Annotated in this window: 23 protein-coding genes and 3 tRNA genes; 12 read left to right on the forward strand and 14 right to left on the reverse strand. The window is 59.6% G+C overall.

Going from position 1 to position 22,889, the window contains the following annotated elements; genetic code table 11:
- Nucleotides 1-247: GTP-binding protein (locus tag QD409_RS15850; protein WP_430763062.1), on the reverse strand; the 247-nt coding region annotated here is incomplete at its 3' end.
- 408 nt (nucleotides 248-655) lie between these two features.
- Nucleotides 656-1,087 carry a DUF3597 domain-containing protein gene (locus QD409_RS15855; protein WP_092844921.1) on the reverse strand — a complete coding sequence of 144 codons (432 nt, stop codon included), beginning with the start codon at nucleotides 1,085-1,087 and terminating at the stop codon, nucleotides 656-658.
- A gap of 182 nt (nucleotides 1,088-1,269) precedes the next feature.
- On the opposite strand from QD409_RS15855, the gene QD409_RS15860 reads away from it, so the two are divergent.
- Entirely contained in the window at nucleotides 1,270-1,509 is a 240-nt protein-coding gene (locus QD409_RS15860; RefSeq protein ID WP_004122649.1) for a hypothetical protein, read from the forward strand.
- A gap of 291 nt (nucleotides 1,510-1,800) precedes the next feature.
- Here QD409_RS15860 and QD409_RS15865 read toward each other — a convergent pair.
- Nucleotides 1,801-1,874, reverse strand: a tRNA-Gly gene (locus QD409_RS15865).
- A gap of 24 nt (nucleotides 1,875-1,898) precedes the next feature.
- A tRNA-Tyr gene (locus QD409_RS15870) sits at nucleotides 1,899-1,983 on the reverse strand.
- Nucleotides 1,984-2,182: 199 nt separating this feature from the next.
- Between QD409_RS15870 and rlmB the strand changes: the two genes are divergently transcribed.
- Nucleotides 2,183-3,091: a 23S rRNA (guanosine(2251)-2'-O)-methyltransferase RlmB gene (gene rlmB / locus QD409_RS15875; RefSeq protein ID WP_092844919.1), complete on the forward strand. Its 909-nt coding sequence runs from the start codon at nucleotides 2,183-2,185 to the stop codon at nucleotides 3,089-3,091.
- A 39-nt stretch (nucleotides 3,092-3,130) separates the two neighbouring features.
- Nucleotides 3,131-3,820, forward strand: coding sequence for an AprI/Inh family metalloprotease inhibitor (locus tag QD409_RS15880; RefSeq protein WP_092844917.1), 690 nt, complete (start codon nucleotides 3,131-3,133; stop codon nucleotides 3,818-3,820).
- A 12-nt stretch (nucleotides 3,821-3,832) separates the two neighbouring features.
- Here QD409_RS15880 and QD409_RS15885 read toward each other — a convergent pair whose 3' ends face one another.
- From QD409_RS15885 to QD409_RS15895, 3 genes are all read right to left on the reverse strand, one after another.
- Complete coding sequence (locus tag QD409_RS15885) at nucleotides 3,833-4,126, reverse strand: hypothetical protein (protein WP_092844915.1); 294 nt, start codon at nucleotides 4,124-4,126, stop codon at nucleotides 3,833-3,835.
- A gap of 130 nt (nucleotides 4,127-4,256) precedes the next feature.
- Nucleotides 4,257-4,526 carry a hypothetical protein gene (locus tag QD409_RS15890; RefSeq protein ID WP_092844913.1) on the reverse strand — a complete coding sequence of 90 codons (270 nt, stop codon included), beginning with the start codon at nucleotides 4,524-4,526 and terminating at the stop codon, nucleotides 4,257-4,259.
- A 131-nt stretch (nucleotides 4,527-4,657) separates the two neighbouring features.
- Nucleotides 4,658-4,733, reverse strand: a tRNA-Thr gene (locus tag QD409_RS15895).
- A 166-nt stretch (nucleotides 4,734-4,899) separates the two neighbouring features.
- Between QD409_RS15895 and QD409_RS15900 the strand changes: the two genes are divergently transcribed.
- Nucleotides 4,900-5,673, forward strand: coding sequence for an NAD kinase (locus QD409_RS15900; protein ID WP_430763063.1), 774 nt, complete (start codon nucleotides 4,900-4,902; stop codon nucleotides 5,671-5,673).
- A 170-nt stretch (nucleotides 5,674-5,843) separates the two neighbouring features.
- On the opposite strand, the gene prfB is transcribed toward QD409_RS15900, so the two are convergent.
- The 3 genes from prfB to QD409_RS15915 all read right to left on the reverse strand — a co-directional run bounded on the left by prfB (nucleotide 5,844) and on the right by QD409_RS15915 (nucleotide 10,980).
- Nucleotides 5,844-6,975, reverse strand: a protein-coding gene (prfB, locus tag QD409_RS15905) for a peptide chain release factor 2 (protein WP_430763064.1) whose coding sequence is annotated in 2 segments (ribosomal slippage) — nucleotides 5,844-6,905 and nucleotides 6,907-6,975 — 1,131 coding nt in all. Because the reading frame shifts where the segments join, the coding sequence is not laid out codon by codon here.
- Nucleotides 6,976-7,101: 126 nt separating this feature from the next.
- Nucleotides 7,102-9,564 carry a penicillin-binding protein 1A gene (locus QD409_RS15910; protein WP_092844907.1) on the reverse strand — a complete coding sequence of 821 codons (2,463 nt, stop codon included), beginning with the start codon at nucleotides 9,562-9,564 and terminating at the stop codon, nucleotides 7,102-7,104.
- Between the two features lie 246 nt (nucleotides 9,565-9,810).
- Nucleotides 9,811-10,980 carry an N-acetylmuramoyl-L-alanine amidase gene (locus QD409_RS15915; protein ID WP_430763113.1) on the reverse strand — a complete coding sequence of 390 codons (1,170 nt, stop codon included), beginning with the start codon at nucleotides 10,978-10,980 and terminating at the stop codon, nucleotides 9,811-9,813.
- A gap of 725 nt (nucleotides 10,981-11,705) precedes the next feature.
- On the opposite strand from QD409_RS15915, the gene QD409_RS15920 reads away from it, so the two are divergent.
- Nucleotides 11,706-14,573, forward strand: coding sequence for an Rne/Rng family ribonuclease (locus QD409_RS15920; protein ID WP_430763065.1), 2,868 nt, complete (start codon nucleotides 11,706-11,708; stop codon nucleotides 14,571-14,573).
- 155 nt (nucleotides 14,574-14,728) lie between these two features.
- Here QD409_RS15920 and QD409_RS15925 read toward each other — a convergent pair whose 3' ends face one another.
- Nucleotides 14,729-15,886: a pyridoxal phosphate-dependent aminotransferase gene (locus QD409_RS15925; protein ID WP_430763066.1), complete on the reverse strand. Its 1,158-nt coding sequence runs from the start codon at nucleotides 15,884-15,886 to the stop codon at nucleotides 14,729-14,731.
- Between the two features lie 213 nt (nucleotides 15,887-16,099).
- On the opposite strand from QD409_RS15925, the gene QD409_RS15930 reads away from it, so the two are divergent.
- The 7 genes from QD409_RS15930 (at nucleotide 16,100) to QD409_RS15960 (ending at nucleotide 21,268) form a co-directional block, all read left to right on the forward strand.
- Nucleotides 16,100-16,867, forward strand: coding sequence for a DsbA family protein (locus QD409_RS15930; RefSeq protein WP_430763067.1), 768 nt, complete (start codon nucleotides 16,100-16,102; stop codon nucleotides 16,865-16,867).
- 183 nt (nucleotides 16,868-17,050) lie between these two features.
- On the forward strand, nucleotides 17,051-17,488 hold the full coding sequence (gene aroQ / locus QD409_RS15935) for a type II 3-dehydroquinate dehydratase (protein ID WP_092711062.1): 438 nt from the start codon (nucleotides 17,051-17,053) through the stop codon (nucleotides 17,486-17,488).
- Between the two features lie 24 nt (nucleotides 17,489-17,512).
- Nucleotides 17,513-17,974, forward strand: a complete 462-nt coding sequence (accB, locus tag QD409_RS15940; protein WP_430763068.1) for an acetyl-CoA carboxylase biotin carboxyl carrier protein — start codon at nucleotides 17,513-17,515, stop codon at nucleotides 17,972-17,974.
- Nucleotides 17,975-17,978: 4 nt separating this feature from the next.
- Nucleotides 17,979-19,331: an acetyl-CoA carboxylase biotin carboxylase subunit gene (accC, locus tag QD409_RS15945; RefSeq protein ID WP_208858612.1), complete on the forward strand. Its 1,353-nt coding sequence runs from the start codon at nucleotides 17,979-17,981 to the stop codon at nucleotides 19,329-19,331.
- Nucleotides 19,332-19,334: 3 nt separating this feature from the next.
- Complete coding sequence (aat, locus tag QD409_RS15950) at nucleotides 19,335-19,958, forward strand: leucyl/phenylalanyl-tRNA--protein transferase (protein WP_092844897.1); 624 nt, start codon at nucleotides 19,335-19,337, stop codon at nucleotides 19,956-19,958.
- 134 nt (nucleotides 19,959-20,092) lie between these two features.
- Nucleotides 20,093-20,296, forward strand: a complete 204-nt coding sequence (locus tag QD409_RS15955) for a hypothetical protein (RefSeq protein WP_430763069.1) — start codon at nucleotides 20,093-20,095, stop codon at nucleotides 20,294-20,296.
- Between the two features lie 420 nt (nucleotides 20,297-20,716).
- On the forward strand, nucleotides 20,717-21,268 hold the full coding sequence (locus QD409_RS15960) for a DUF1062 domain-containing protein (RefSeq protein WP_430763070.1): 552 nt from the start codon (nucleotides 20,717-20,719) through the stop codon (nucleotides 21,266-21,268).
- Nucleotides 21,269-21,334: 66 nt separating this feature from the next.
- On the opposite strand, the gene QD409_RS15965 is transcribed toward QD409_RS15960, so the two are convergent.
- The 3 genes from QD409_RS15965 to QD409_RS15975 all read right to left on the reverse strand — a co-directional run bounded on the left by QD409_RS15965 (nucleotide 21,335) and on the right by QD409_RS15975 (nucleotide 22,851).
- Entirely contained in the window at nucleotides 21,335-21,775 is a 441-nt protein-coding gene (locus QD409_RS15965) for a DUF2155 domain-containing protein (RefSeq protein ID WP_430763071.1), read from the reverse strand.
- A 103-nt stretch (nucleotides 21,776-21,878) separates the two neighbouring features.
- Entirely contained in the window at nucleotides 21,879-22,277 is a 399-nt protein-coding gene (locus tag QD409_RS15970) for an NADH:ubiquinone oxidoreductase subunit NDUFA12 (RefSeq protein ID WP_092844891.1), read from the reverse strand.
- Between the two features lie 106 nt (nucleotides 22,278-22,383).
- The gene (locus QD409_RS15975) at nucleotides 22,384-22,851 is read right to left on the reverse strand and encodes a GNAT family N-acetyltransferase (protein WP_245297932.1); all 468 of its coding nucleotides are present in this window, start codon (nucleotides 22,849-22,851) and stop codon (nucleotides 22,384-22,386) included.
- Nucleotides 22,852-22,889: the final 38 nt, after the last annotated feature.

The raw sequence follows: 22,889 nt of genomic DNA on the forward strand, positions 1-22,889 counted from the left end.
AGTCAGCGTGGCCGGGGCAGTCGACGTGAGCGTAGTGACGAGCAGGCGTCTCATACTCAACGTGCGCCGTCGAGATCGTGATACCACGTGCCTTCTCTTCCGGTGCTGCGTCGATCTGGTCGTACGCCTTGAACTCGCCGAAGTACTTCGTGATCGCTGCCGTCAATGACGTCTTGCCGTGGTCAACGTGCCCAATCGTACCAATGTTGACGTGCGGCTTATTGCGCTCAAACTTACTCTTTGCCATTTGAATGCTTCCTATGAACGTAATGAGTGACCCCGGCGAACCGGTTTAGTGCCGCCGTTTAAGGCTTTCGTCGCGTTTGCGCAAGACTTAATTGCAGGGCCTATTCCGGGCGAAGCCTGGCCGATGGCGGATGATCCCCGGCCTTCGACATTCCTTCGCCGCGCAAGCTTTGCCGGCCGATCCGGAAAGACATAAAAGCATTTGCCGGTTCAAGTGCTTAGATAGGAACCTGTCGTCGGCAATTCCAGTGCCTGACGCAGGAATGCGGCATCCATCCGAACAGGGATACCCACCAACGCAGAGCGCCCTCTCCCAAAAGGAAAGGGCGCAGAGCTGTCGAACGACCGCAATCGTGATCGCATTATCCGATGCCGCCAGCGAATGCAGTTCACCGCGGCATGACGCTTATCAGTCGAGAAGATCGGCCGGGACCTTGCCGCCGTTGTCGGCGAGCTTCTTCAGCAGCGCTTTGTGAAGGAACATGTTCATCTTGGCGGAATCGCCGGCGTCGCCGGTATAGCCGAGCTCCTGCGCCAGCTCCTTGCGCTCGGAAAGGCTCGCATCCATGCCGAGCGCCTTCATCAGATCGACGATGGAATGCTTCCAATCCAGCTTCTGACCGCTCTTCTTGACGGCGGCATCGAGGATCGAGGCGATATCGACCGGAGCGGCAGGCGCGCTGGTCGCGGGCGATGTTGCTGCCGTGGTCGCCGAAGGAGCCGGCGTCGGCGCAGCCTCCGGATTCGCGGTCGCTGCCGTGGTCTGTGCTGGAGCCGGAGCAGCCTCGGCAGCCTTTGCCTCGCCCCAGATTGCACCCTTGATCTTGTCGAAGATACCCATTTGCGCTCTCCCGTTTCGGTTGCCTGAGCAATACCTATCGCTCGCGCAGATATAAGCAACCCTTCGTGTCAAATATGCAATCTGAGACGAGGCAGGTTGCAAAAAGGGCTCTCCAGCATTTTCCACGCGCTTGACTCTTCCTCAAGACCGGAACATTTTGTGAACAAAATAAGGAAGACGTCATGAGCACCGCTGAGAAATTTATCATCCTGCCCTATCGGAAGAACCGCGGGAACCTTGTTCCAGGCGAGATGCGACAGGCTTCAAGCATCCCATCTGCAGAGAAGATCGCAGCGTCCATGGCAGCGCGATTCGTCGGCGTCGCGGCCTATGCTGTGATGGTCGATGACGAAACTGGCGATATGTCGTCGCCTCGCCTGCTGGCAAAGCATGGTGAGATTGCCGATCTGAACGCCGCCTGAGATCGATCGGCAAGTTGAGGAAGAGAACGGCCCTCGATCGGCACGGCGGAGCTGTGCGTCACGTAAGCAGCCAAATACCTCTACGCGGTGCCTACCGGCAAACTCCAATATGGTACCAAAACTGTCGATGCGACAGGGGGAGAGAATGTCCGCGATCCTGCACCGCTTAACCCGGCAAAGGCCCCTCGCCGGCATAGCCACGGCAGCCAGTTGCCATATAGCGGAAACGCCGATGCAAACTCGGCCGACAACGCCGACGGAAACGAAATATAGCTAGGTGATTGAGAGGCTTGGAGCGGGTAGCGGGAATCGAACCCGCGTATTCAGCTTGGAAGGCTGCTGCTCTACCATTGAGCTATACCCGCGGGTGGTCAAGATCCGGCGCGGAATGGTGGAGGGAGTTGGATTTGAACCAACGTAGGCTGAGCCAACGGATTTACAGTCCGTCCCCTTTAACCACTCGGGCATCCCTCCAGTATTCCGACTGGATCTTGCGACCAAGCTTGCTAGATGTTGGCGTCGCCGCCGTCATCTGCGCCGCGTATATGACCGGACGATTTCCTTCTGTCAACACAAGGAATTGGCAAAAATGACGAAAAAATTTCAGCCTGTGGGAAAAGTCTGCGGCCGAAAGAGGACTATGCGCCCAGGAAGGCGCTGGTTATAAAGCCGCATGAGCAAAGATAAAACACCCGGCCGCTCCGGCCCAGACAATACCGCCGGCGACAAGTCCGCCAAGGACACCCATTACGCCACCCTGCGCCGCGCGCATCGCGACGCAAAACGCGAGCGTGGTGAAATTCCGACGCCGGCGCCGCAGAAGCGCAAGCGGGCGAGCACGGACGATTGGAAGCCACCGGCGCTCGCGCCCGACCAGGTCCTCCTTTATGGCCTGCACACGGTCCGCGCCGCCCTTGGCAATCCCGAGCGCAAGAATATCAAGCTGTCGACGACGCAGAACGCGCTGGTGCGGCTGGAAATAGGCCCGGTCGATTCCCTCGGCGTCCCCGTCGAGATCGTCTCGCCGCAGGATATCGACAAGGTGCTGGGGCCTGAAGCAATCCACCAGGGCGTGATGCTGGAAACGCGTCCCCTGCCCGTTCGCCGTCTCGAAGCGCTGAAGGGCAGCCCGCTGCTGCTCGTTCTCGATCAGGTGACGGATCCGCACAATGTCGGCGCGATTATGCGCTCGGCCGTGGCCTTCGATGCCGGCGCGGTGATTACCACGCAGCGCCACAGTCCGACCGAATCGGGTGTGCTGGCGAAATCCGCTTCGGGCGCGCTCGAACTCATCCCTTATATACAGATCACCAATCTCGCGGATGCGCTCAGCGAGCTGCATCGGCTCGGCTTCACGACGATCGGCCTTGATTCGGAAGGTCCGGCGCCGCTGGAAGGTACGTTCAGCGGCGACAAGATCGCCCTCGTGCTCGGCTCGGAGGGCAAGGGTTTGCGCCAGAAGACCCGGGAGACGGTGAATGCATTGGCGCGGCTCGACATGCCGGGCGCCATCAAATCGCTCAATGTCTCGAACGCAGCTGCGATCGCGCTATATGCGACGCGATCCTATCTCAAATCATAGCGGTGCATTGGCCGCTGCGGCACGTTGGGAGAATTTGCATTGATCCGTGTTCTCGGTCTCGCGGCGGTTTCCGCCGCCCTTGCTTTCACAGTGGTTCAACCGGCCCGCGCGGCCGACAGCGAACTCATCCAGGGTCAGGCTGGAACCTGGCTGGTCGCGCCTGAAAGCGGCGCCAAGGGCTGCCGCCTCACCTTCGGAACGAATGCGGTCTCCAGCGGCTACGAAATCACGGGCGCGGACGCCTGCGCAACACCCCTACCCGCTCTCGCCAAGGCCACCATGTGGAATTTCACCGACGACGGTTCGCTTGCTATCGCCGATGCCACAGGCAAGCTGCTCATGCGTTTCCAGCAGGAAGAAGGCTCGCCCTGGCAGAGCGAGGGCGGTAATCCCACATGGCTGTTGCCGGCGCTCGGCGACGTCGATCACGTACCGACCGCCGCAAGCCTTGCGGGCGCGTGGCGCATCCAGCGTCCGGATGGCAGGCCGGTCTGCGATATCACCTTGACCACCGACAAGGATCCGGACGGCACCGCCAAGATGTCGCCGAATGGCGACTGCGCCAGCGAGATCGGCGACCTCAAGCTTTCTCTCTGGGCGGCGGAAGGTTTTGGGCTGGTGATGCTGGGCAGCGACGGCTCCTCGCTTTCCTTCGACATGAAGCCGGACGGCACTTTCCAGAAATCCGAAGAAGAGGAAGGCGAGCCGCTTCTGCTGGTCCGCAAATAGGGCTGGCAATGTTCATTGGACCGCAATCGGCGGCCTATGCCACGCCGATTGCTGCCAGAGCGACCTCTCGGTGACCGGGCATCCCTCTTGCAGCTTCGACCATGAAGTGACGTTGAGATTCATCTCACATTGCGCAAGATAGCTCTTGCCGCCCACGGTCATGCATGCGACCTCGCCGACCGCATGCTGTTTTCCATCCGTATTTTTGCAATAGCAATTCTCGCCGGCCAGCGCCGACACGCTTGCGATCACCGTGATCACGATAAGCGGCAATCCCAACACGGCATGCCTCGACGTCGCGTGCATGAGCATATCCTCACTCGCCATTAGCGACAGAAGTGTATGCCTATTTCGTCCATTGTAAATGAGCCTGCATCGAGCGCGCGAGCGTGTGAATCCGAGGCGGCAAGCGGATCCAGCGAACTAAGAGACTGGCTCAATGAATCGCCGGATCAGCCTCGTCGAAGAATGACCTGATGCCATCGCGGGCAACCGTTGCCAGGAACTCGTCGAAGGCCTCGCGGTCGGTTGCGAAAGGCTCTTCCCACTCGATCAGGTCCTCTTCCGGCGTGATGACTTCCATCCGCCAGTCGGCATTTGTGCCGGCCGGACGAAAGATATCGACCAAAACGGTCACGCCGTCATCGGTGAACTCGCCAGAGAGCTCGGAGTGTTCGAGTTTGGGCTTCTTAGGCTTGCTGGTCATGTTTTTCCAAGGACAGGATTTATGTTGAAGATCGATTGGACATCCCGAAGGCGTCGGCACTCACATATTAGTCTGCCATCGCCTATTTTCCATAGCGAGGACAGCGAGATGGCAAAGTTCCCGGAAAAAGATGGTGCCCCCGGCAGGGTTCGAACCCGCGACCCCCTGATTACAAATCAGGTGCTCTACCAACTGAGCTACAAGGGCACATCGGCATGCCAAGTAGCAGATTTTGATCTCGTGTAAAGAGAAAATCCGCCGCCTCCCTCAGTATCCCCGCTCAGAAGCCGGACCGGATTTACCAGTCTTTGCAAAACGTCTTGTCGCATGGGGGGAATACCATTACCTAGTACAATCATCAGAAGGGCATTGCATGTCGCGTCATTTTCAATCCGTCTGTTTTGTCGCCTCGCCTGCTCCAGAAGCACAGGCGGCCCAGGAAGAGCTGATTCGCCTCTACGGTCAGACGCCGCAGGATGAGGCCGATATCGTCGTAGCGCTCGGCGGCGACGGTTTCATGCTCCAGACGCTGCACAAGACGATGAATACCGGCAAGCGCGTCTATGGCATGAATCGCGGCTCCATCGGCTTCCTGATGAACGACTATCGTACGGATGGCCTGGCGGAGCGCATCGACGCCGCTGTCGAGAACGCCTTTCATCCATTGCAGATGACCGCGCGCAATGCCGACGGCAGCACCTGCATTGCACTCGCCATCAACGAGGTGTCGCTGTTTCGCCAGTCCTACCAGACGGCAAAGCTGAAGGTCGAGATCGACGGCCGCGTCCGCCTGCCTGAACTCATTTGCGATGGATTGATGGTGACGACGCCGGCCGGCTCCACCGCCTACAATCTTTCCGCCCATGGCCCTATCCTGCCGCTCGAAGCGCCCCTGCTTGCCATGACGCCGGTCAGCGCCTTCCGCCCTCGCCGCTGGCGCGGCGCCCTGCTTCCGAACAAGGTGACGGTCGATATCACTGTGCTCGAAGCGGAGAAGCGTCCGGTCAATGCCGCGGCCGACAATACCGAGGTCAAATCGGTGGTCGGCGTCCGGATCATGCAGAGCGAGGATACGACGGCGCGCATCCTGTCCGATCCGGACGGGTCATGGTCGGACAGGATTCTGGCAGAGCAATTTTCGGATTGAATGGGACCTCCCGCTGCGGGGAGGCATCACGCCGGAGCGATGGGCACCCTGACCGTGTGTCTTCGCGCAACTCCGGCTGGAAAATCGCAGCACACTGTTTCCGGAATTGCGCTCGCCAATAAAAAAAGCCCCGTTTCCGAGGCTTTTTTCTTAATCCGCTTTATCCAAGCTCACTCGACGTCATCCACAGCAGCGTCGGCCGCGCCGCTGATGCGGTGCGCGAGGGCAGCTTCCATGAATTCGTTGAGATCGCCGTCGAGCACGTCACCGGGAGCGGTGCTGGCAACGCCGGTCCGCAGATCCTTGACCAGCTGATAGGGCTGCAGGACGTAGGACCGGATCTGGTGACCCCAGCCGATATCGGTCTTGGAAGCTGCTTCGGCATTGGCAGCCTCTTCCCGCTTCATCAACTCCGCCTCGTACATGCGGGCGCGCAGCATGTCCCACGCCTTGGCGCGGTTCTTGTGCTGCGAGCGCTCCTGCTGGCACTGCACGACGATGCCGGTCGGGATATGCGTGATACGCACCGCCGAATCGGTCGTGTTGACGTGCTGGCCGCCGGCGCCGGACGAACGATAGGTATCGATGCGGCAATCGCTTTCGTTGATCTCGATCTGGATCGAGTCGTCGACAACCGGGTAGACCCAGATCGACGAGAACGACGTATGACGGCGCGCATTGCTGTCATAGGGCGAGATGCGAACGAGGCGGTGCACGCCCGATTCGGTCTTCAGCCAGCCATAGGCATTGTGTCCTTTGACGAGCAGCGTCGCGGACTTGATGCCGGCTTCTTCGCCATCATGAACTTCCAGCAGCTCCACCTTGAAGCGCTGGCGTTCGGCCCAGCGGGTATACATGCGCAAAAGCATGTTCGCCCAGTCCTGGCTCTCGGTGCCGCCGGCGCCGGAGTGAACTTCGAGGTAGGTATCGTTGGAGTCAGCCTCGCCCGACAGCATGGCTTCCACCTGCCGCCGTGCCGCCTCGGCCTTCAGGGCCTTCAGCGCATCTTCGGCGTCGCGCACGATGTCAGCATCGCCCTCTTCCTCGCCAAGCTCGATCAGCTCGATATTGTCGGCAAGCTGCTGCTCGAGAGCGCGCACACCGTTGATACCGTCATCAAGCTGCTGGCGTTCGCGCATCAGCTTCTGCGCTTCGGAAGCATCGTTCCACAAGGTCGGATCTTCCGCCTTGTTATTCAACCAGTCCAGTCGTCTTACGGCCTGGTCCCAGTCAAAGATGCCTCCTCAGCAGGGTGATAGCCTGCTTGGTTTCGTCGACTATTTTCTCGATTTCGGCTCTCATGGTCCTGCTTCTTCATCTCGCCGCTCGATGCGAACGGCCATCCAATTCAAAGAGTGCTGGTGACATAAATATACATGCCGCTGGTGTAAAGCCCCGCGGCATGATCATCGGTCAAATAGGATGGACTCAGAAGAGACCGCCCGATCCCGACGTGACCGCCTGGTTTGCCTGCGGCGAGGTCCTGAGAATTTCCTCCGGCGCGACCTGTGCTGCAGCCTCGCCGCCGCCGATGACCTGCAGGCTCGTGGCCGGGCCGGTACCGGGCTTGAACGCTTCCATGATGGCACCCTGATCGCCCGGCTGCGCCGCCATGCCGGTCGCGCGATTGACGGCAACCATCGTCATCCCAGCTGGAACCTGGAACTTCTCGGACGGCTGATCCTTGGTGGCGGCCTGCATGAACTCGTTGAAGACCGGTGCAGCAACGCCACTACCGGTACCGCCACGACCAAGCGGGGTCGGCGTGTCGTATCCGACGTAAAGGCCAGCGACGAGGCTCGGCGTGAAGCCGACGAACCAGGCGTCCTTCTCGTCGTTGGTGGTGCCGGTCTTACCGGCGACATCGGTGTTGAGCTTGATCTTGCCTGCGGCCGTGCCGCGGATGATAACGCCCTGCATCATCGACGTGACCTGATAAGCGGTCATCGGATCGAGAACCTGCTCGCGGTTGTCGGCGATAACAGGCTCATCCTGATTTTGCCACCCGCTGACATTGCAGCTGTCGCAGACACGCTCCTCATGCTTGAAGATGGTCTTGCCGTAGCGGTCCTGGATGCGGTCGATCAGCGTCGGCTTGATCTGCTTGCCGCCATTGGCGATGACCGAATAGGCCGAGACCATGCGCAGCACCGTCGTTTCGCCGGCACCGAGCGACATGGCAAGAACCGGGTTCATATGGTCGTAGATCCCGAAGCGCTCGGCATATTCGGCGACCAGAGGCATGCCCATGTCGGAAGCGAGACGAACCGTCATCAGGTTGCGCGAGTGCTCGATGGCGAAGCGCAGCGTATGGACGCCGCCGCCCTCACCTTCATAGTTGGTAGGCTTCCAGACATCGCCATTGCTGAGCGTGATCTGCAGCGGATCGTCGAGAATGACCGAGGCCGGCGTATAGCCGTTGTCCATTGCAGCCGCGTAGACGAAAGGCTTGAACGACGAACCCGGCTGACGCTTGGCCTGCGTCGCGCGATTGAACTCGGATTGCGCATAGGAGAAGCCGCCGACCATGGCGAGCACGCGGCCGGTATGCGGATCCATAACGACCAGACCACCCTGCACTTTCGGCGGCTGACGCAGACGATAGCTGCTCGAATCGGCATTGCCTGTCTTCTGCACGAAAACGACGTCGCCAGCGCTCAGCACGCCGCTCGGAGACTTGGCAACCTTGCCGCTGGCCGCGCGGAAAGCCCAGCGCATGTCGGCAGCAGCAATCATCCCGCGCTTGCGGTCCGTCGAGACCTTGCCGCCGGCGTCGACCCGCGGCTGCAATCCGATATCGACTTCCTGGTCGGATACAGAAAGGACAACGGCCACCTGCCATTCCGGCACGTCGCTCAGCCCGGGAACCTTGGCGAGCTCTACACCCCAGTCCTGCGATGTGGCGATCTGCTTGATCGGGCCGCGATAGCCGCGACGCTGGTCATAGTCGATCAAACCGTCCTGCAATGCCTTTCGAGCTTCGAGCTGCATCTGCGGGTCAAGCGAGGTACGGACGGAGAGCCCCCCCTCATACAAAGTCTTTTCGCCATACTGGTCGATCAGCTGCCGGCGGACTTCTTCGGCAAAATAATCCGAAGCGAAGAGCGACGGGCCGCTCTTGGGCGGCACAACGCCAAGCGGCTGCTTCTTTGCCTCTTCGCCGTCGCTCTGGCCGACATAGCCATTCTCCACCATGCGGTCGATCACCCAATTACGGCGGGTAAGCGCTGCTTCGGCGCGGCGGAAGGGGTTGTAGTTCGCAGGGCCCTTCGGGAGCGACGCCAGATACGCCGATTCGGCGATGGTCAGCTCGTTGACCGACTTGTCGAAATAGGTGAGCGCTGCGCCGGCGATACCGTAGGAATTGAGGCCGAAATAAATCTCGTTGAGATAGAGCTCAAGGATCTTGTCCTTGCTGTAGGCCTGCTCGATGCGGAACGACAGAATCGCTTCCTTGATCTTACGGTCGAAGGTCTGGTCGGCGGAAAGCAGGAAGTTTTTGGCGACCTGCTGCGTGATGGTGGATGCACCGACGAAGCGGCGACCTGACCCGATATTCTGAAGGTTTACGGCCACGGCGCGAATGAGGCCGCCGACATCGACGCCGGGGTGGTTGTAGAAATTCTTGTCTTCGGCGGAAAGGAAAGCTGCCTTCACGCGATCGGGAATGGCCTGGATCGGCACGAAAAGCCGGTTCTCGCGCGAATATTCCTTCATCAGCGCGCCGTTACCGGCATGGATGCGCGTCGTCACGGGCGGCGCGTATTTCGCCAGCACCTCGTAGTCTGGAAGCTCCTTGGAGACGACGCTCAGATAGATCGCCGCAGCCGCAGCCACACCCAGAAACAGGAGGCAGCCTAGCCCAAAGAAATATCCAATCAGTCTGATCATGTGATACTACCGGTGCTTGTTCTTCATGCGCCATGTATGCGAGCTAATCGCATAACGACGGGCGTTTTGCACGCTCACGGTGTTAATGCAAGACGGCAATGAGACAAAGCCGCGCGTCACTCGTGAGCGAATGATACTTTGCTGTAAAGGCGGGAATGTGAGGAAAATAGGGCTTGGCTCCTCTATTCCCAACTTCATTCGATTCTAAAGTTCGCCGCTGTTACACGGAAGCCACGACTGGCGCTTCTAACCGCCATTTGCGATGATCGAGACGCGGTATTGCTTCACGGCCTCCGTCAGCCGATCGGCCACCTTCTGCCGCCAATAGGGATCGAGCAGAAGCTTTTCGTCTTCCTTATTGGAAAGAAAACCGAGCTCAAGCAGGATCGAGGGCACATCCGGCGCCTGCAAGACCTGGAAGCCGGCGTGGCGATGCGGATTGTTGATCATGGAGATCTGGCCGTTGAACGAGGACAATACATCCTGCGCCAGCGAAATGGAGAAGGCCTGCGTCTCGCGGCGGGTCAGATCCATAAGAATGTCGGTAACGGCTGCCGGCTGCGCCTGGGCCTCGGCCCCGGCGATCTGATCGGAGTTGTTTTCACGATCGGCCACTTCACCGGCGAGCCGGTCCGAAGCCTTGTCCGAGATCGTATAGACGGTCGAGCCGCGAATATCCTTCTGCTTGAGCGTGTCGGCATGCAGGGAAATGAATAGAGAGGCGTGATTCTGCCGTGCTATAGTCACGCGCTCTGACAGAGAGAGATACTGATCCTTGTCGCGTGTCAGGAAAGCCTTGATGCCGGGCTGGGCGTTTAGCTTGTCGGCGAAGATCTTGGCGAAGGCGAGCGTGATGTCCTTTTCCTGCGTAACGCCGTCGGTACCGGTCGCACCGGCATCGATGCCGCCGTGACCGGCATCGACCGCGACGAGGAAGGTATTCGGATCGGCCTTTTGCGTCGGCTCGACCGGGCCGACGTCCTTTGCGGTATCGGCTGATGTCCAGCTCTGCTGCTTGACCAGTTCGGCAAACTGCTCGGCCGGCAGCATCTCGGCATCGAGCACGAGGCGATGGCCTTTCCCGCCCTCATCGGCCTGGGCCTTGGCCACCACCAGCTTCACCGGCTTCTTGGCCGTCAGGACGATACGGGCACTGTTGGCGTCCATCGTGCCGTAGCGGATATCCTTGAATAGACCGGTCGGCTTGAGATCGGCGGCAGGAAAGCCGAATGCGGTCGCGGGAAGGTCGACCATGACGCGGACGGGATTGTTGAGATAGTGCACAGTAAAGGTCGGCTCGCGATCCATGTCTATGACGATGCGCGTGCGGGCATCGTCGCCGGCTATACGCGCACCATAGGCGAGCAAGGGATCGGCGGCTGCGGCCGGCCCGAATGGTGCAAACGCCACCAGCATTGTCAGGGCGAAGGCCGCCGTCGCAAATCGCAAAGCCTTCACGCCACTCTCCGCCACATGCCGCAATCCCTTTAACAAGTGTCCCCAACGCGCCCCATATTGGTTTTGGCGTTGTTTTTGAAGTCCCAATAGCGGGAACCAGGTCTGACGTGATGGACGTCACCCGACGATGCGCCAGGAAGAGAATCGCAACAAACCCTTCCTCGTCCTCCTCATCCGAGGAATCCATCAATATTATGGCATACTTGGCTTTTCCCTTGCTATTGTGACAGATAAAACATACAACGCATATTAGGGTAGAAGTGTTGACGGGATAGAGTCGTCGCAACGGCAGCCGCCTCGAGTACCAGGCGCCATAAGCGGCATTCATCCGACGTCTGCAGTACTTCTGCTCCAAACAGTGGATATCTGAATTTCCGGTTTCAAACAGGAAGTTCATCGGTGGAGAGCCACCAAACGCTCTTTAGAGCACATTCATCGGACCCAGCTTTGTGGGTCTAAAGCATAGTCGATCTCGCTTGGTTACGGATGTCACCGCAGCAGCTTTTTCAAAAAGTGAACAGACCCCAGGGAAGTAATGCCCCGGCTGCCGTCTGGATGCTGTCATCTCCGAATAACCCATCGCGACTTTCATTATCCGGTGCAGCAACTGCGGAACACATCCGGCTTGTCCCAGTGACAGGCAGGCCCCCTTCCGCTTGCCGGCGCCGAGGAGCACAGCTTTCATGGCAGACAAAATGCTTATCGATGCGTCTCACGAGGAAGAGACGCGCGTCGTTGTCGTTCGCGGGAACCGCATAGAAGAATTTGACTTCGAGTCGCAGCACAAGAAGCAAATCCGCGGCAACATCTATCTCGCAAAAGTAACGAGGGTCGAACCCTCGCTTCAGGCGGCTTTCGTCGATTACGGCGGCAACCGGCACGGCTTCCTGGCCTTTGCCGAAATTCACCCCGATTATTACCAGATCCCGCTCGCCGACCGTCAGGCGCTGCTGAAGGCTGAAGCCGAAGAGCATCGCCGCGACGACGATGTCGAGCATGTGGAGACGGCACTCGACCTTTCGCAGCAGGAACAGCCCGATGTCGGCATCGTTCCCAAGGAGAGCGAAGAAGCCGCAGCACCGGCCGCGATCGCGGAAGAGGCCCTCGCTCCGGAAGCGGCGCCCGCCAAGAAGGCGGCCAAGCCGCGCCGCAGCCGCAAGAAGGTGGTAGCAGAAGCTCCGGCCGAAGAGACGCCCTCTCCGGAAGCAACGGCTGCCGTCGATGCGCCGAGCGAAGACGAAGAAGGTTCGTCCGGCTCAATGGCTGCGATGGTCGAAAGCGATTCGATCTCCGAGGATGTCGTAGCTTCCAAGCGCCGCCACGATGACGACGATGATGACGATCACGACCATGAAGAGGAAGTGATCGAATCCGTCGGCGCAGAAGACGCGATGGAAGAGGTTCCGGACCGCGTGCAGCGCAAGCCGCGCAAGCAGTATCGCATCCAGGAAGTCATCAAGCGCCGGCAGATTCTGCTGGTGCAGGTCGCCAAGGAAGAGCGCGGCAACAAGGGTGCGGCGCTGACTACCTACCTGTCGCTAGCAGGCCGTTACTCGGTCCTGATGCCGAACACGGCACGCGGCGGCGGCATCTCCCGCAAGATCACCAATCCGCAGGACCGCAAGCGTCTCAAGGAAATCGCCAAGATGCTCGAAGTGCCGCAAGGCATGGGCGTCATCCTGCGTACCGCCGGCGCCAACCGCACCAAGGTCGAGGTCAAGCGCGACTTCGAATATCTGATGCGCCTGTGGGAAAACGTCCGCACGCTCACGCTCGCTTCGACCGCCCCCTGCCTGGTCTATGAAGAAGGCAGCCTGATCAAGCGCTCGATCCGCGACCTCTACAACAAGGATATCGGCGAGATCATCGTTGCCGGTGAAGAAGGCTATCGTGAAGCGAAAGACTTCATGAAGATGCTGATGCCGAGCCACGCCAAGGTGGTTCAGCCCTATCGCGACATTCACCCGATCTTCTCGCGCTCCGGCATCGAGGCGCAGCTCGACCGTATGCTGCAGCCGCAGGTGACACTGCGTTCGGGCGGCTACCTGATCATGAACCAGACGGAAGCGCTGGTCTCGATCGACGTCAACTCCGGCCGTTCGACCCGCGAGCATTCGATCGAAGACACCGCGCTTCAGACGAACCTGGAAGCTGCCGAGGAAATTGCGCGGCAACTGCGCCTGCGCGACCTTGCCGGCCTGATCGTCATCGACTTCATCGACATGGAAGAAAAGCGCAACAACCGCGCTGTCGAAAAGAAGCTGAAGGAATGCCTCAAAAACGATCGCGCCCGCATCCAGGTCGGCCGCATCTCGCATTTCGGCCTTCTGGAAATGTCACGCCAGCGCATCCGCGCTTCGGTTCTCGAAAGCACGACGCAGATCTGCTCGCATTGCGGCGGAACCGGCCATGTGCGCTCGCAGTCCTCGGTTGCGCTGCACGTGCTGCGCGGCATTGAAGAGTATCTGCTCAAGAATACGACGCACGACATCACTGTGCGCACGACGCCGGACATTGCCCTCTATCTGCTCAATCACAAGCGTCAGACGATCATCGACTACGAAAATCGTTTCGGTGTCGCCATCGTCATCGATGCTGACACTGCCGTCGGCACGCAGCATTTCGCGATCGATCGTGGTGAGCCGGTTGCCAATCCGGTGAAGATCGAAAGCCTGTTCAACTTCGCAGCGATCCCTGAAGACGATGACGACGATATCGTCATCGAAGCCGATGAGGAAGAAGACGAAGAGCTGGAAGAAAAGGCTGCAAGCACCGAGCAGCCTGCCGCCCGCTCCGAGAGCAATGAAGGTAACCGCAAGCGCAAGCGTCGCCGTCGCCGTCGCGGCCGTGGCAACGACGCTCAGACCGGCGCGGCCTCCGATGATACGTCTGCGGCAGAAGCCGCCGAAGACGGAGAAGAAGGCGACGAGGGTGAAGATGACGCCAGCGCCGATGCCGATGCATCCGCCAATGGCGACGACGCGCAGCAGAAGCGCAAGCGCCGCCGTCGCGGCAAGCGTGGCGGTCGCCGCAATCGTGAAAACGAAGGCAGCGAACAGGATGCCAGCGGCGAAGATGAAACCGGCTCCGACGAAGCTGCGGAAACCGCGGCCGATGGTGGAGAAGAAGTGGCGGTAGCAGTCGCGGAGATCGCCGTCTCCGAGGGCGAAGCCGCTGTCGAAGGCCAGCCTGCCATGGCAGCCATCGAGACCGAAGTTGTCGTCACCGAAGAGGTGAAGCCCGCCAAGGGTCGCAGCCGCCGGAAGGCGAAGGCTGTCGAAGCCTCGCCAGTTGAGGAAAAGGCTCCTGTGACCGACGCCGAAGTCGAGACGGTTGCCGAGATCGCCCAAGCCCTGGACAGCACCAGCGAGCCTGCGGCTCCGGAAGCCTCCGAAGAAGCAGCCAAGCCGGCACGCGCCAATCGCGAGTCGAACGTTGCTTCCTCCGCACCGGTGGTCACCTCCAATCGCGCCAATGAAGGCAGCGATGGCGACGGTGAACCGACCAAGCCGAAGAAGGCTGGCTGGTGGCAGCGCCGCGGCTTCTTCTGAGAGCCGTGAATCCAGACAGAGTGTTTAATCCGGCCGTGGCGACACGGCCGGATTTTTGTTACGGCAGGTCGGCAGGCTTTGGAGCCGCGCAACAAAACGAATTCGCGGTCTGCGAAATCACTTTCGCAGACTGGTGCAACCCATTGATCGGGGATCTATTTCAGCCAGGCAGCCATGCGTTCGGTGGCTTCCTCGATCTCGGCATTGGAGCCGGCATAGGAAATCCGCATCACACGATGCCCTTCGGCCGGGTCGAAATCGAGACCGGGTGTCGCGGCAACATTGATTTCCGCCAGCATCTTGCGGGCAAAGACCATGCTGTCATTGGTGAACCGGCTGACATCGACATAGGCGTAGAAAGCGCCGTCCATTGGTGACGCGATGTGGAAGCCGATTTCAGGCAGGCGGCGCATCAGGAAGTCGCGGTTGCGGCCGTAGCTCTCGCGATAGACATCGAGCTCGGCGCCGGCACCGAGAGCAGCCTCGGCGGCGATCTGGGACAATTCCGGTGGGGAGATGTAAAGGCTCTGGGCAACACGCTCGACCGGGCGCACCAGCCGCTCCGGCAAGACCATCCAGCCGATGCGCCAACCGGTCATGCAATAATATTTCGAGAAGGAATTGATGACGATCGCTTCGTCGGTCAGCTCCAGGGCGCTCGTCTCTTCGCCGACGAAGGTGAGGCCGTGATAGATTTCATCGGAGATGAAGGCGATCGAACGGTCGGCGCAATAATCCGCGAGTGCCTTCAGCGCCGCCCTGCCCGTTACTGTGCCGGTCGGATTGGCCGGACTTGCCAGCAATACGCCCTTGAGCCGCTTGCCGCTGGCGGCCTGCACCGCCTCAAGGCTTTCCGGCGTCAGCGTGAACTGCGTCTCTTCCGTTACAGGCACTTCGACGACATCGAGCCCCAACGCGCCAAGAATGTTGCGATAGGCCGGGTATCCGGGGCGAGCGATGGCAACGCTGTCGCCGGCATCGAACAAGGTCAGAAAAGCGAGGTTGAAGCCCGCCGAGGAGCCGGTGGTAATGGCGATACGCTTGGGGTCGATCGACAGGCCGTGACGCGTCTTGTAGTGCGCGGAGAGCGCCTGGCGCAGCGCCAGCGTCCCGAGAGCATCCGTATAGCCGATCCGTCCGTGACCGAGGGCAGCGCGTGCCGCCTCAAGGGCTGCCTGGGGCGCCGGATAAGACGGCTGGCCGACGGCCATCGATATCACCGGATGCCCTGCCTGACGCCGCCGGGTCGCCTCGGCCAGCACATCCATGGCGTGGAAGGGTTCGACATCGCTACGCTTGGATAAGGAAAACAAGATCAACTCTTTCTTGGATCGGATTGCCGAGCGACATTTGCAGCAATATCGAACCGTTCACAATCCTGCGATTGCGGCTTTGTCGTGAAATTTCCTATTTCTGGAAATAGGCATGCGCCGTAAATTGCCTATCCATATTTGCGGATGTTAACCCGACGGTGCTATGCCGCATCCGAGAATGAAGTCTCTGCAGAAATTCAAAACGAGGACCCAATGACCTTTTCTTTCAAAAGCCTGCTGACGGTTTCGGCGATTGCTCTCGCAGCGTCCTTCGCCGCAATCCAGCCCGCCGCCGCACTGGACGATCAGCAGAAGAAGGAAATCGGGGAATTCATCAAGGAATACCTCGTCGAGCATCCGGAGGTCCTGCTGGATGCACAGGCAGCACTGGAAAAGAAGCAGGATGCCGCCCGCCTCGCTCAAGCCTCCCAGGTGATCGACCAGAACAAGGATGCCATCTTCAATTCCAAAGATGATGTTGTCATCGGCAATCCGAAGGGCAGTATCACCGTGGTGGAGTTCTTCGACTACAACTGCACTTATTGCCGTCACGCGCTCGGCGACATGGACAAGCTGCTGAAGCAGGACAAGGACGTTCGCTTCGTGCTGAAGGAATTCCCGATCCTCGGAGCGGATTCGGTTGCCGCATCGCGGGTTTCCAATGCATTCCGCCAGCTAGCGCCAGAAAAATATGCTGAGTTCCATCACAAGCTGCTGGGCAGCGACGGCCGTGCATCGGAAGACAGCGCGATCGAAGTTGCAAGCTCCCTCGGCGTCACCGAAGCGGCTATCCGCACGGAAATGACGAAGAGCCCCAACAATAACATGATCAAGGCAACCTATCAGCTCGCCACCGATCTCAACGTTACCGGCACCCCCGCCTATATCATCGGCAACGAAACCATTTCGGGCGCTATCGGGCTCGAAGCCATCCAGGAGAAGATCGCCAACGTCCGAAGCTGCGGCAAGACCGCCTGCTAAGATCACCACCCGGCGTCGCGCGCTGTATTCGAGGCCCCATCGAAATCCCTTGGATTCCAATAGGGCTCAAAAATGCCAAAATCGCGGCGTTTCCACACCTAGAGATACGCAACCTGCGCTCCGGGGCTTTCCTATATGGTCTCGGGAGTCTATAGGTTGCGCTGTACTTTGACGGAACCACTGATGGCGCAAACTATTTTTGTCCTCAACGGACCCAATTTGAACGCTCTCGGCAAGCGCGAGCCGGGCATCTATGGCGGCAAGACGCTCAAGGATATCGAGGCAGATTGCAAGTCCGCGGGCGAAAGCCTGGGCTTTATCGTCGATTTCCGCCAGAGCAATCACGAAGGCGTGCTGGTCGACTGGATGCACGAGGCGGGCGACAAGGCCGCCGGCGTCGCCATCAACCCCGGCGCCTATGGGCACACGTCGATCGCGTTGCATGACGCAATCCGCGCCATTTCCATTCCCGTCGTGGAGGTGCATATCTCCAACATCCACGCACGCGAAGAATTCCGGCACAAATCGATGATCGCGCCAGCTGCAAAGGGCATGATCTGCGGTTTCGGACCTTATAGCTACATCCTGGCGCTTCATGCGCTGAAATCCATCACCCAATAACAAAAATACAGGGCAAGAAATCCAATGGCTGAAAAGAAATCGGGTATCGACCAGGCGCTGATTCGCGATCTCGCCAACATTCTCAACGAGACGGATCTGACCGAGATCGAAGTCGAGCAGGAAGATATGCGTATCCGCGTGTCGCGTGCCGGCACGATGCAATATGTTCAGGCGCCGATCGCCGCCCCGGCTGCTTTTGCCGCTCCTGCCGCAGCACCGGCTGCTGCTCCTGCAGGCAAGACCCGCAATCCCGACAACGTCGTCAGCGCACCGATGGTCGGCACCGCCTATCTGGCACCGGCGCCGGGTTCAGCGGCCTTTGTCCAGGTCGGCTCGACCGTCAAGGAAGGCCAGACGCTTCTGATCATCGAAGCAATGAAGACGATGAACCAGATCCCGGCGCCCAAGTCCGGCACGGTCACCGAAATCGTGGTTCAGGATGGACGCCCGGTTGAATACGGCGAAGCCCTAGTGGTCATCGAGTAAGCCCATGCCCATGATTTCGAAGATTCTCATAGCCAATCGCGGAGAGATCGCCCTGCGTGTGCTGCGCGCCTGCAAGGAGCTCGGCATTGCGAGCGTTGCGGTGCACTCCACCGCCGACGCAGACGCGATGCATGTACGCCTTGCGGATGAGAGCGTTTGCATCGGCCCGCCGCCGTCGCGCGAAAGCTATCTCAACATCCACCAGATCGTCGCCGCCTGCGAGATTACCGGCGCCGACGCCGTGCATCCCGGCTATGGTTTCCTTTCGGAAAATGCCAAATTCGCCGATATTCTCGAGGCGCACGGCATTACCTTCATCGGGCCGACGGCGGAGCATATCCGCATCATGGGCGACAAGATTACTGCCAAGACCACCGCGCAGCAGCTCGGTATCCCGGTCGTTCCCGGTTCGGACGGCGAGGTGAAGACCGAAGCTGAGGCGCTGAAGACGGCGCGCGAGATCGGCTATCCAGTGCTCATCAAGGCAACCGCCGGCGGCGGCGGCCGCGGCATGAAGGTTGCGCGCACGGAAGAGGACCTGATCGAAGCGTGGTCGACGGCGCGCACGGAAGCGGCTGCCGCTTTCGGTAACGAATCCGTCTACATGGAAAAATATCTCGGCACGCCGCGCCATATCGAAGTTCAGGTGTTCGGCGACGGCGAAGGTAACGCCATCCATCTCGGCGAACGCGACTGCTCGCTGCAGCGCCGTCACCAGAAGGTATGGGAAGAAGCCAACTCCCCGGCTCTTAACGTCGAACAGCGCATGAAGATCGGCCAGATCTGCGCCAACGCCATGAAGAAGCTGAAGTATCGCGGCGCCGGCACCATCGAGTTCCTCTATGAGAATGGTGAGTTCTATTTCATCGAAATGAACACCCGCCTGCAGGTGGAGCATCCGGTGACGGAAGCCATCACCGGTATCGACCTCGTGCACGAGCAGATCCGTGTCGCCTCCGGCGGCGGTCTCTCGGTGACGCAGGATGAAGTGCATTTCCATGGCCATGCCATCGAATGCCGCATCAATGCCGAAGACGCACGCACCTTCGTCCCCTCGCCCGGCACGATCACGCATTTCCATGCGCCCGGCGGCCTTGGCGTGCGCATCGATTCGGGCGCCTATCAAGGCTACCGGATCCCACCCTACTACGACAGCTTGATCGGCAAGCTGATCGTGCATGGCCGGACCCGCGTCGAATGCATGATGCGCCTGCGCCGCGCGCTCGATGAATTCGTCGTCGACGGCATCAAGACCACTTTGCCGCTGTTCCAGGATCTGGTTTCCAATCAGGATATCGCCAATGGCGACTACGATATCCATTGGCTGGAAGACTACCTGGCCAAGACCTCGGCCTAGGCCGTGCCAGGAACGCGCAGCAGACATCCCGGCGTTACTCCGGAGATTTTGCTGCGCGCCTATTCCATCGGGCTCTTCCCCATGGCGGAGTCGGCCGATGATCCGGAAATCTTCTGGGTCGAACCGGAAATACGAGGCATCATCCCTCTCGATACGTTCCACGTATCCAAAAGCCTCGCAAAGAAGATCCGCCAAAATCCCTTCGACATTCGCTTCAACACGGATTTCGAGGCTGTTATCGCCGCCTGCGCCGAGCAGACCAGCGGCCGGCCCAGCACCTGGATCAACGACACGATCCGCTCGCTCTACGCCACCCTTCACCATATCAGCCATGCGCATTCCGTCGAGGCGTGGGACGGTGATACACTGGTCGGCGGGCTTTATGGCGTCTCGCTGGGTTCGGCGTTTTTCGGCGAGAGCATGTTCTCCCGCCGCACGGACGCCTCCAAGATCTGCCTCGTTCATCTGGTCGAACGTCTGAAGCAACGCGGCTTTACCCTGCTCGACACCCAGTTCACCACCGAGCATCTGAAGACGTTCGGCGCGATCGACGTGCCGAAGGACGACTATGCGAAACTGCTCGAAAAGGCGATGGAATCGCCCAATCTCAGCTTCTCAAACGGTTGATATTTTCCCTAAGTGAATTGATTCCGATCGTGAGTGCCCCAAGTTCGGCTCAACAGCCGGGGGGAGAATCTTGAAGAACCACGCGGCAATCGCTATGCCGACTTCGTCAACGGCGACAAGATCGCCGCTATAGTATGGCCGGGATGATCGCAGCCGGTGCCGGCGTGAAGGTTGCGGCAAAGCTTGGCTTCCTTGCGATCGTTCTCCGCTTCTTCAAGAGCTTTGGCGTCGCCCTCCCTGCGCTGAAGAAGGGGCTGATCGTCGTCCTGGTGGGCGAGGCTACCGCCGGACGCAAGATTCTCGGCCTGTTTCGCCGTAAGGGAAATATAGACGTTTGAACAATCCCAGCCTGAAGCTTTTTGGGCTTCAAACTCTGGTTGTTATTTGCTATCGCTCAGCGCGAAGAGCGTTGGCGCATAGAGGTTCTGCTTTGCCTTTGTAAATACCGGTCTCATCCAGTTTCACCCAGTGCATCGGGACGGCATGCCGCTGTTCGACGCATATTCATGTTCATCGGGTGGTGGCCTGAGACCGGTTTGGCATTGTGACAACGCGCCTTGCGCAGCCATTGCTGTCTCAGCTCTTCAGCCGTCCCGCAACATCGCCATACCGTGCCCTGACGGGCTTGTCTTACCGCCAGCCTGGTGGACTTCCAGACGGAAGACCAAGACGGTATGTGCAATATTCTTCAGGTCCGTTGGACCATTTCTCCCCAGACTGCACCGCGCCCATGGATCGCCTGCAGCACTTGCGGATGCTTGAAACCCTTCAGGTCAAGCGGCAAGGTCAGGCTCAACGCCAACGGCAGAAGGCTCGATGCCTGGCTCATCTACAAATGCGTCGATTGCGACAAGACATGGAACAGAACGCTCTTCGAGCGGCGAAACCTTCGCGAGCTCGCCCCCGCAACCCTGGAGGCATTGCAGCACAGTGACCCGAGTTGGGTACGCGCGCAGGAATTCGATCTCGACGGGCTGAAACGGAAGGCCAAGCGCATCGAGGAACCGCCGGATGCGGTCGTTGCGAAGGAGACTGTGCGGGAGGCAGTCGACTGGGCGAAGCTGGAAATCGAGATAGCAGCAAAACTCTCGGCGAACCTCCGCCTTGACCGGCTGCTGGCGTCGGAGCTGGCGATCTCGCGTTCGAGGCTCCAGGCTCTCCACGACAGAGGCAATTTGAACGTTCATCCGGACCGCAGCGACTTTCTGCGCCACAGGGCCAGAGACGGGATGAGGATCGTTCTCGACCTATCGGATGCCGTTGATCGCCAAGCGATCGGACATGCAGCTATCCATTCGGAAGGACACTAAAACTCTGCCCGCAGGAGCAAGGCTTCTGCGAGCGGTACAATTCTATAGCGAAACTCTTGAAAGCGATTATTTTGCGCCGGCGTTGTCCGGCGGCGGAACGTCGGACTTCTGCTTGCACTCTTTCAGCCAGACGTCATAGATCGGGTGCTCAACCGCATTGAGGCCGGGGCTGTCTGCAAACATCCAGCCTGTGAAGATACGACGGATGCGGCGGTCCAGCGTAATCTCGTCGACCTCGACGAAGCCATCCACCTTCTGCTGCTCGGTCTCATCGCGCGTATAACAGGTGCGCGGCGTTACCTGCAGTGCGCCGAACTGCACGGTCTCGTTGATATAGACATCGAATGTCGTGATGCGGCCAGTAATCTTGTCGAGGCCGGAAAAAACGGCGACCGGATTGGCGATGCGGGCCGCTTCGGCAGAGGGTGCGGACATGATGCCAGCCAGGAGAGCGATCCCTGCCCCCGATATTGCACGCAAAGAAGCGCTCCGCGTGAAAAACGTCATATCCGGCAATCTCCGCTTGGTCTCGGTCAAAGTGCCGAGCAAGAGCCGGCATCCCTCGCGCCTAACGGCCAATTGTGGCCAAAGGACGAGCCGGCTCTCGTGCTCAGTTGCCCGGGGTCCAGGCGTCGTAGTCGCCGGTCACGCGCGGACGCTCACCGGCAACGGCCAGCGAACCGGGCGGGCGATAGGCCTGCGGCGTGCCGGTCTGATTGGCGCGATGCTGCTTCTGCCATTCCTTGGTGACGTAATTGTCCTTGGTCGGCGGAACGTCGGTGCGGTGATGCATCCACCCGTGCCAGCCCGGAGGAATTGCCGAAGCCTCGGCATAGCCTTTGTAGATCACCCAGCGCTTCGGGAGGCCGTAGGAGGACATACCGCCTTCGTAATAGACATTGCCAAATTCATCTTCGCCGACGCGCTTGCCAAAACGCCAGGTCGCGAAACGCGTCCCCATTGTCTGACCATTCCACCAGGTGAAGGTTTGTACGATGAAATTCCACATGTCTTTTCCTCGATACCCGCTGAGGGGCGAGCGATACCAGAATTCGATAGTTTGCTTATGCCGCCATGGAACCGGCTTGTCCAGTGATTCCAGCAGGCAAACCGGCTCATTTCAATGTCATCTTGAAGCCTAGATGTGTCGGCTTGAAACCTAGCCTCTCATAGAAGCGATGCGCATCCTTGCGGATAGCATTCGAGGTCAACTGCACCATCTTCATGCCGCGGCCTTTTGCCTCCTCGATGCAGAAATTGATCATCGCGGCGCCGATCCCCCGCCCGCGCAGGTCGGCTCGGGTCTGCACAGATTCGATGATCATCGTCGACGATCCGCGCCCATGCAGCGAGGTGACCACGATCGTCTGGAATGTACCGACGATCTCGCCGGCAAGCTCGGCGGCATAGAGCGTCTGGTCGGAGGATGCCGCGATGGAGCGAAAGGCGCGCAGATAGTCGCTATAGGCGGAGGGGGCGGTCGTATCGCCATGGCCACCCATGGCGTCGTCGGCGAAAAGGCCGATCAGTGAGGGAAGATCGGATTCTTTCGCCTCGCGGATAAGTAGTTCTTGTGAGGGCAATGTATCGTACCTACGTCTTTGTTCCGTGGAGGAACTGA

This window comes from Rhizobium sp. BR 315 (assembly GCF_050577975.1).
Lineage (GTDB): Bacteria > Pseudomonadota > Alphaproteobacteria > Rhizobiales > Rhizobiaceae > Rhizobium > Rhizobium miluonense.

Bases quoted from the DNA above. Each gene is read 5' to 3' on its own strand.
- rlmB (WP_092844919.1), top strand. From the start codon at position 2,183: ATGAGCAAAGATAAAACACCCGGCCGCTCCGGCCCAGACAATACCGCC.
- QD409_RS15885 (WP_092844915.1), bottom strand. From the start codon at position 4,126: ATGCACGCGACGTCGAGGCATGCCGTGTTGGGATTGCCGCTTATCGTG.
- QD409_RS15910 (WP_092844907.1), bottom strand. From the start codon at position 9,564: ATGATCAGACTGATTGGATATTTCTTTGGGCTAGGCTGCCTCCTGTTT.
- QD409_RS15890 (WP_092844913.1), bottom strand. From the start codon at position 4,526: ATGACCAGCAAGCCTAAGAAGCCCAAACTCGAACACTCCGAGCTCTCT.
- QD409_RS15970 (WP_092844891.1), bottom strand. From the start codon at position 22,277: ATGTGGAATTTCATCGTACAAACCTTCACCTGGTGGAATGGTCAGACA.
- QD409_RS15860 (WP_004122649.1), top strand. From the start codon at position 1,270: ATGAGCACCGCTGAGAAATTTATCATCCTGCCCTATCGGAAGAACCGC.
- QD409_RS15855 (WP_092844921.1), bottom strand. From the start codon at position 1,087: ATGGGTATCTTCGACAAGATCAAGGGTGCAATCTGGGGCGAGGCAAAG.
- QD409_RS15930 (WP_430763067.1), top strand. From the start codon at position 16,100: ATGACCTTTTCTTTCAAAAGCCTGCTGACGGTTTCGGCGATTGCTCTC.
- accC (WP_208858612.1), top strand. From the start codon at position 17,979: ATGCCCATGATTTCGAAGATTCTCATAGCCAATCGCGGAGAGATCGCC.
- accB (WP_430763068.1), top strand. From the start codon at position 17,513: ATGGCTGAAAAGAAATCGGGTATCGACCAGGCGCTGATTCGCGATCTC.
- QD409_RS15965 (WP_430763071.1), bottom strand. From the start codon at position 21,775: ATGACGTTTTTCACGCGGAGCGCTTCTTTGCGTGCAATATCGGGGGCA.
- QD409_RS15920 (WP_430763065.1), top strand. From the start codon at position 11,706: ATGGCAGACAAAATGCTTATCGATGCGTCTCACGAGGAAGAGACGCGC.
- aroQ (WP_092711062.1), top strand. From the start codon at position 17,051: ATGGCGCAAACTATTTTTGTCCTCAACGGACCCAATTTGAACGCTCTC.
- QD409_RS15900 (WP_430763063.1), top strand. From the start codon at position 4,900: ATGTCGCGTCATTTTCAATCCGTCTGTTTTGTCGCCTCGCCTGCTCCA.
- QD409_RS15915 (WP_430763113.1), bottom strand. From the start codon at position 10,980: ATGCTGGTGGCGTTTGCACCATTCGGGCCGGCCGCAGCCGCCGATCCC.
- QD409_RS15955 (WP_430763069.1), top strand. From the start codon at position 20,093: ATGGCCGGGATGATCGCAGCCGGTGCCGGCGTGAAGGTTGCGGCAAAG.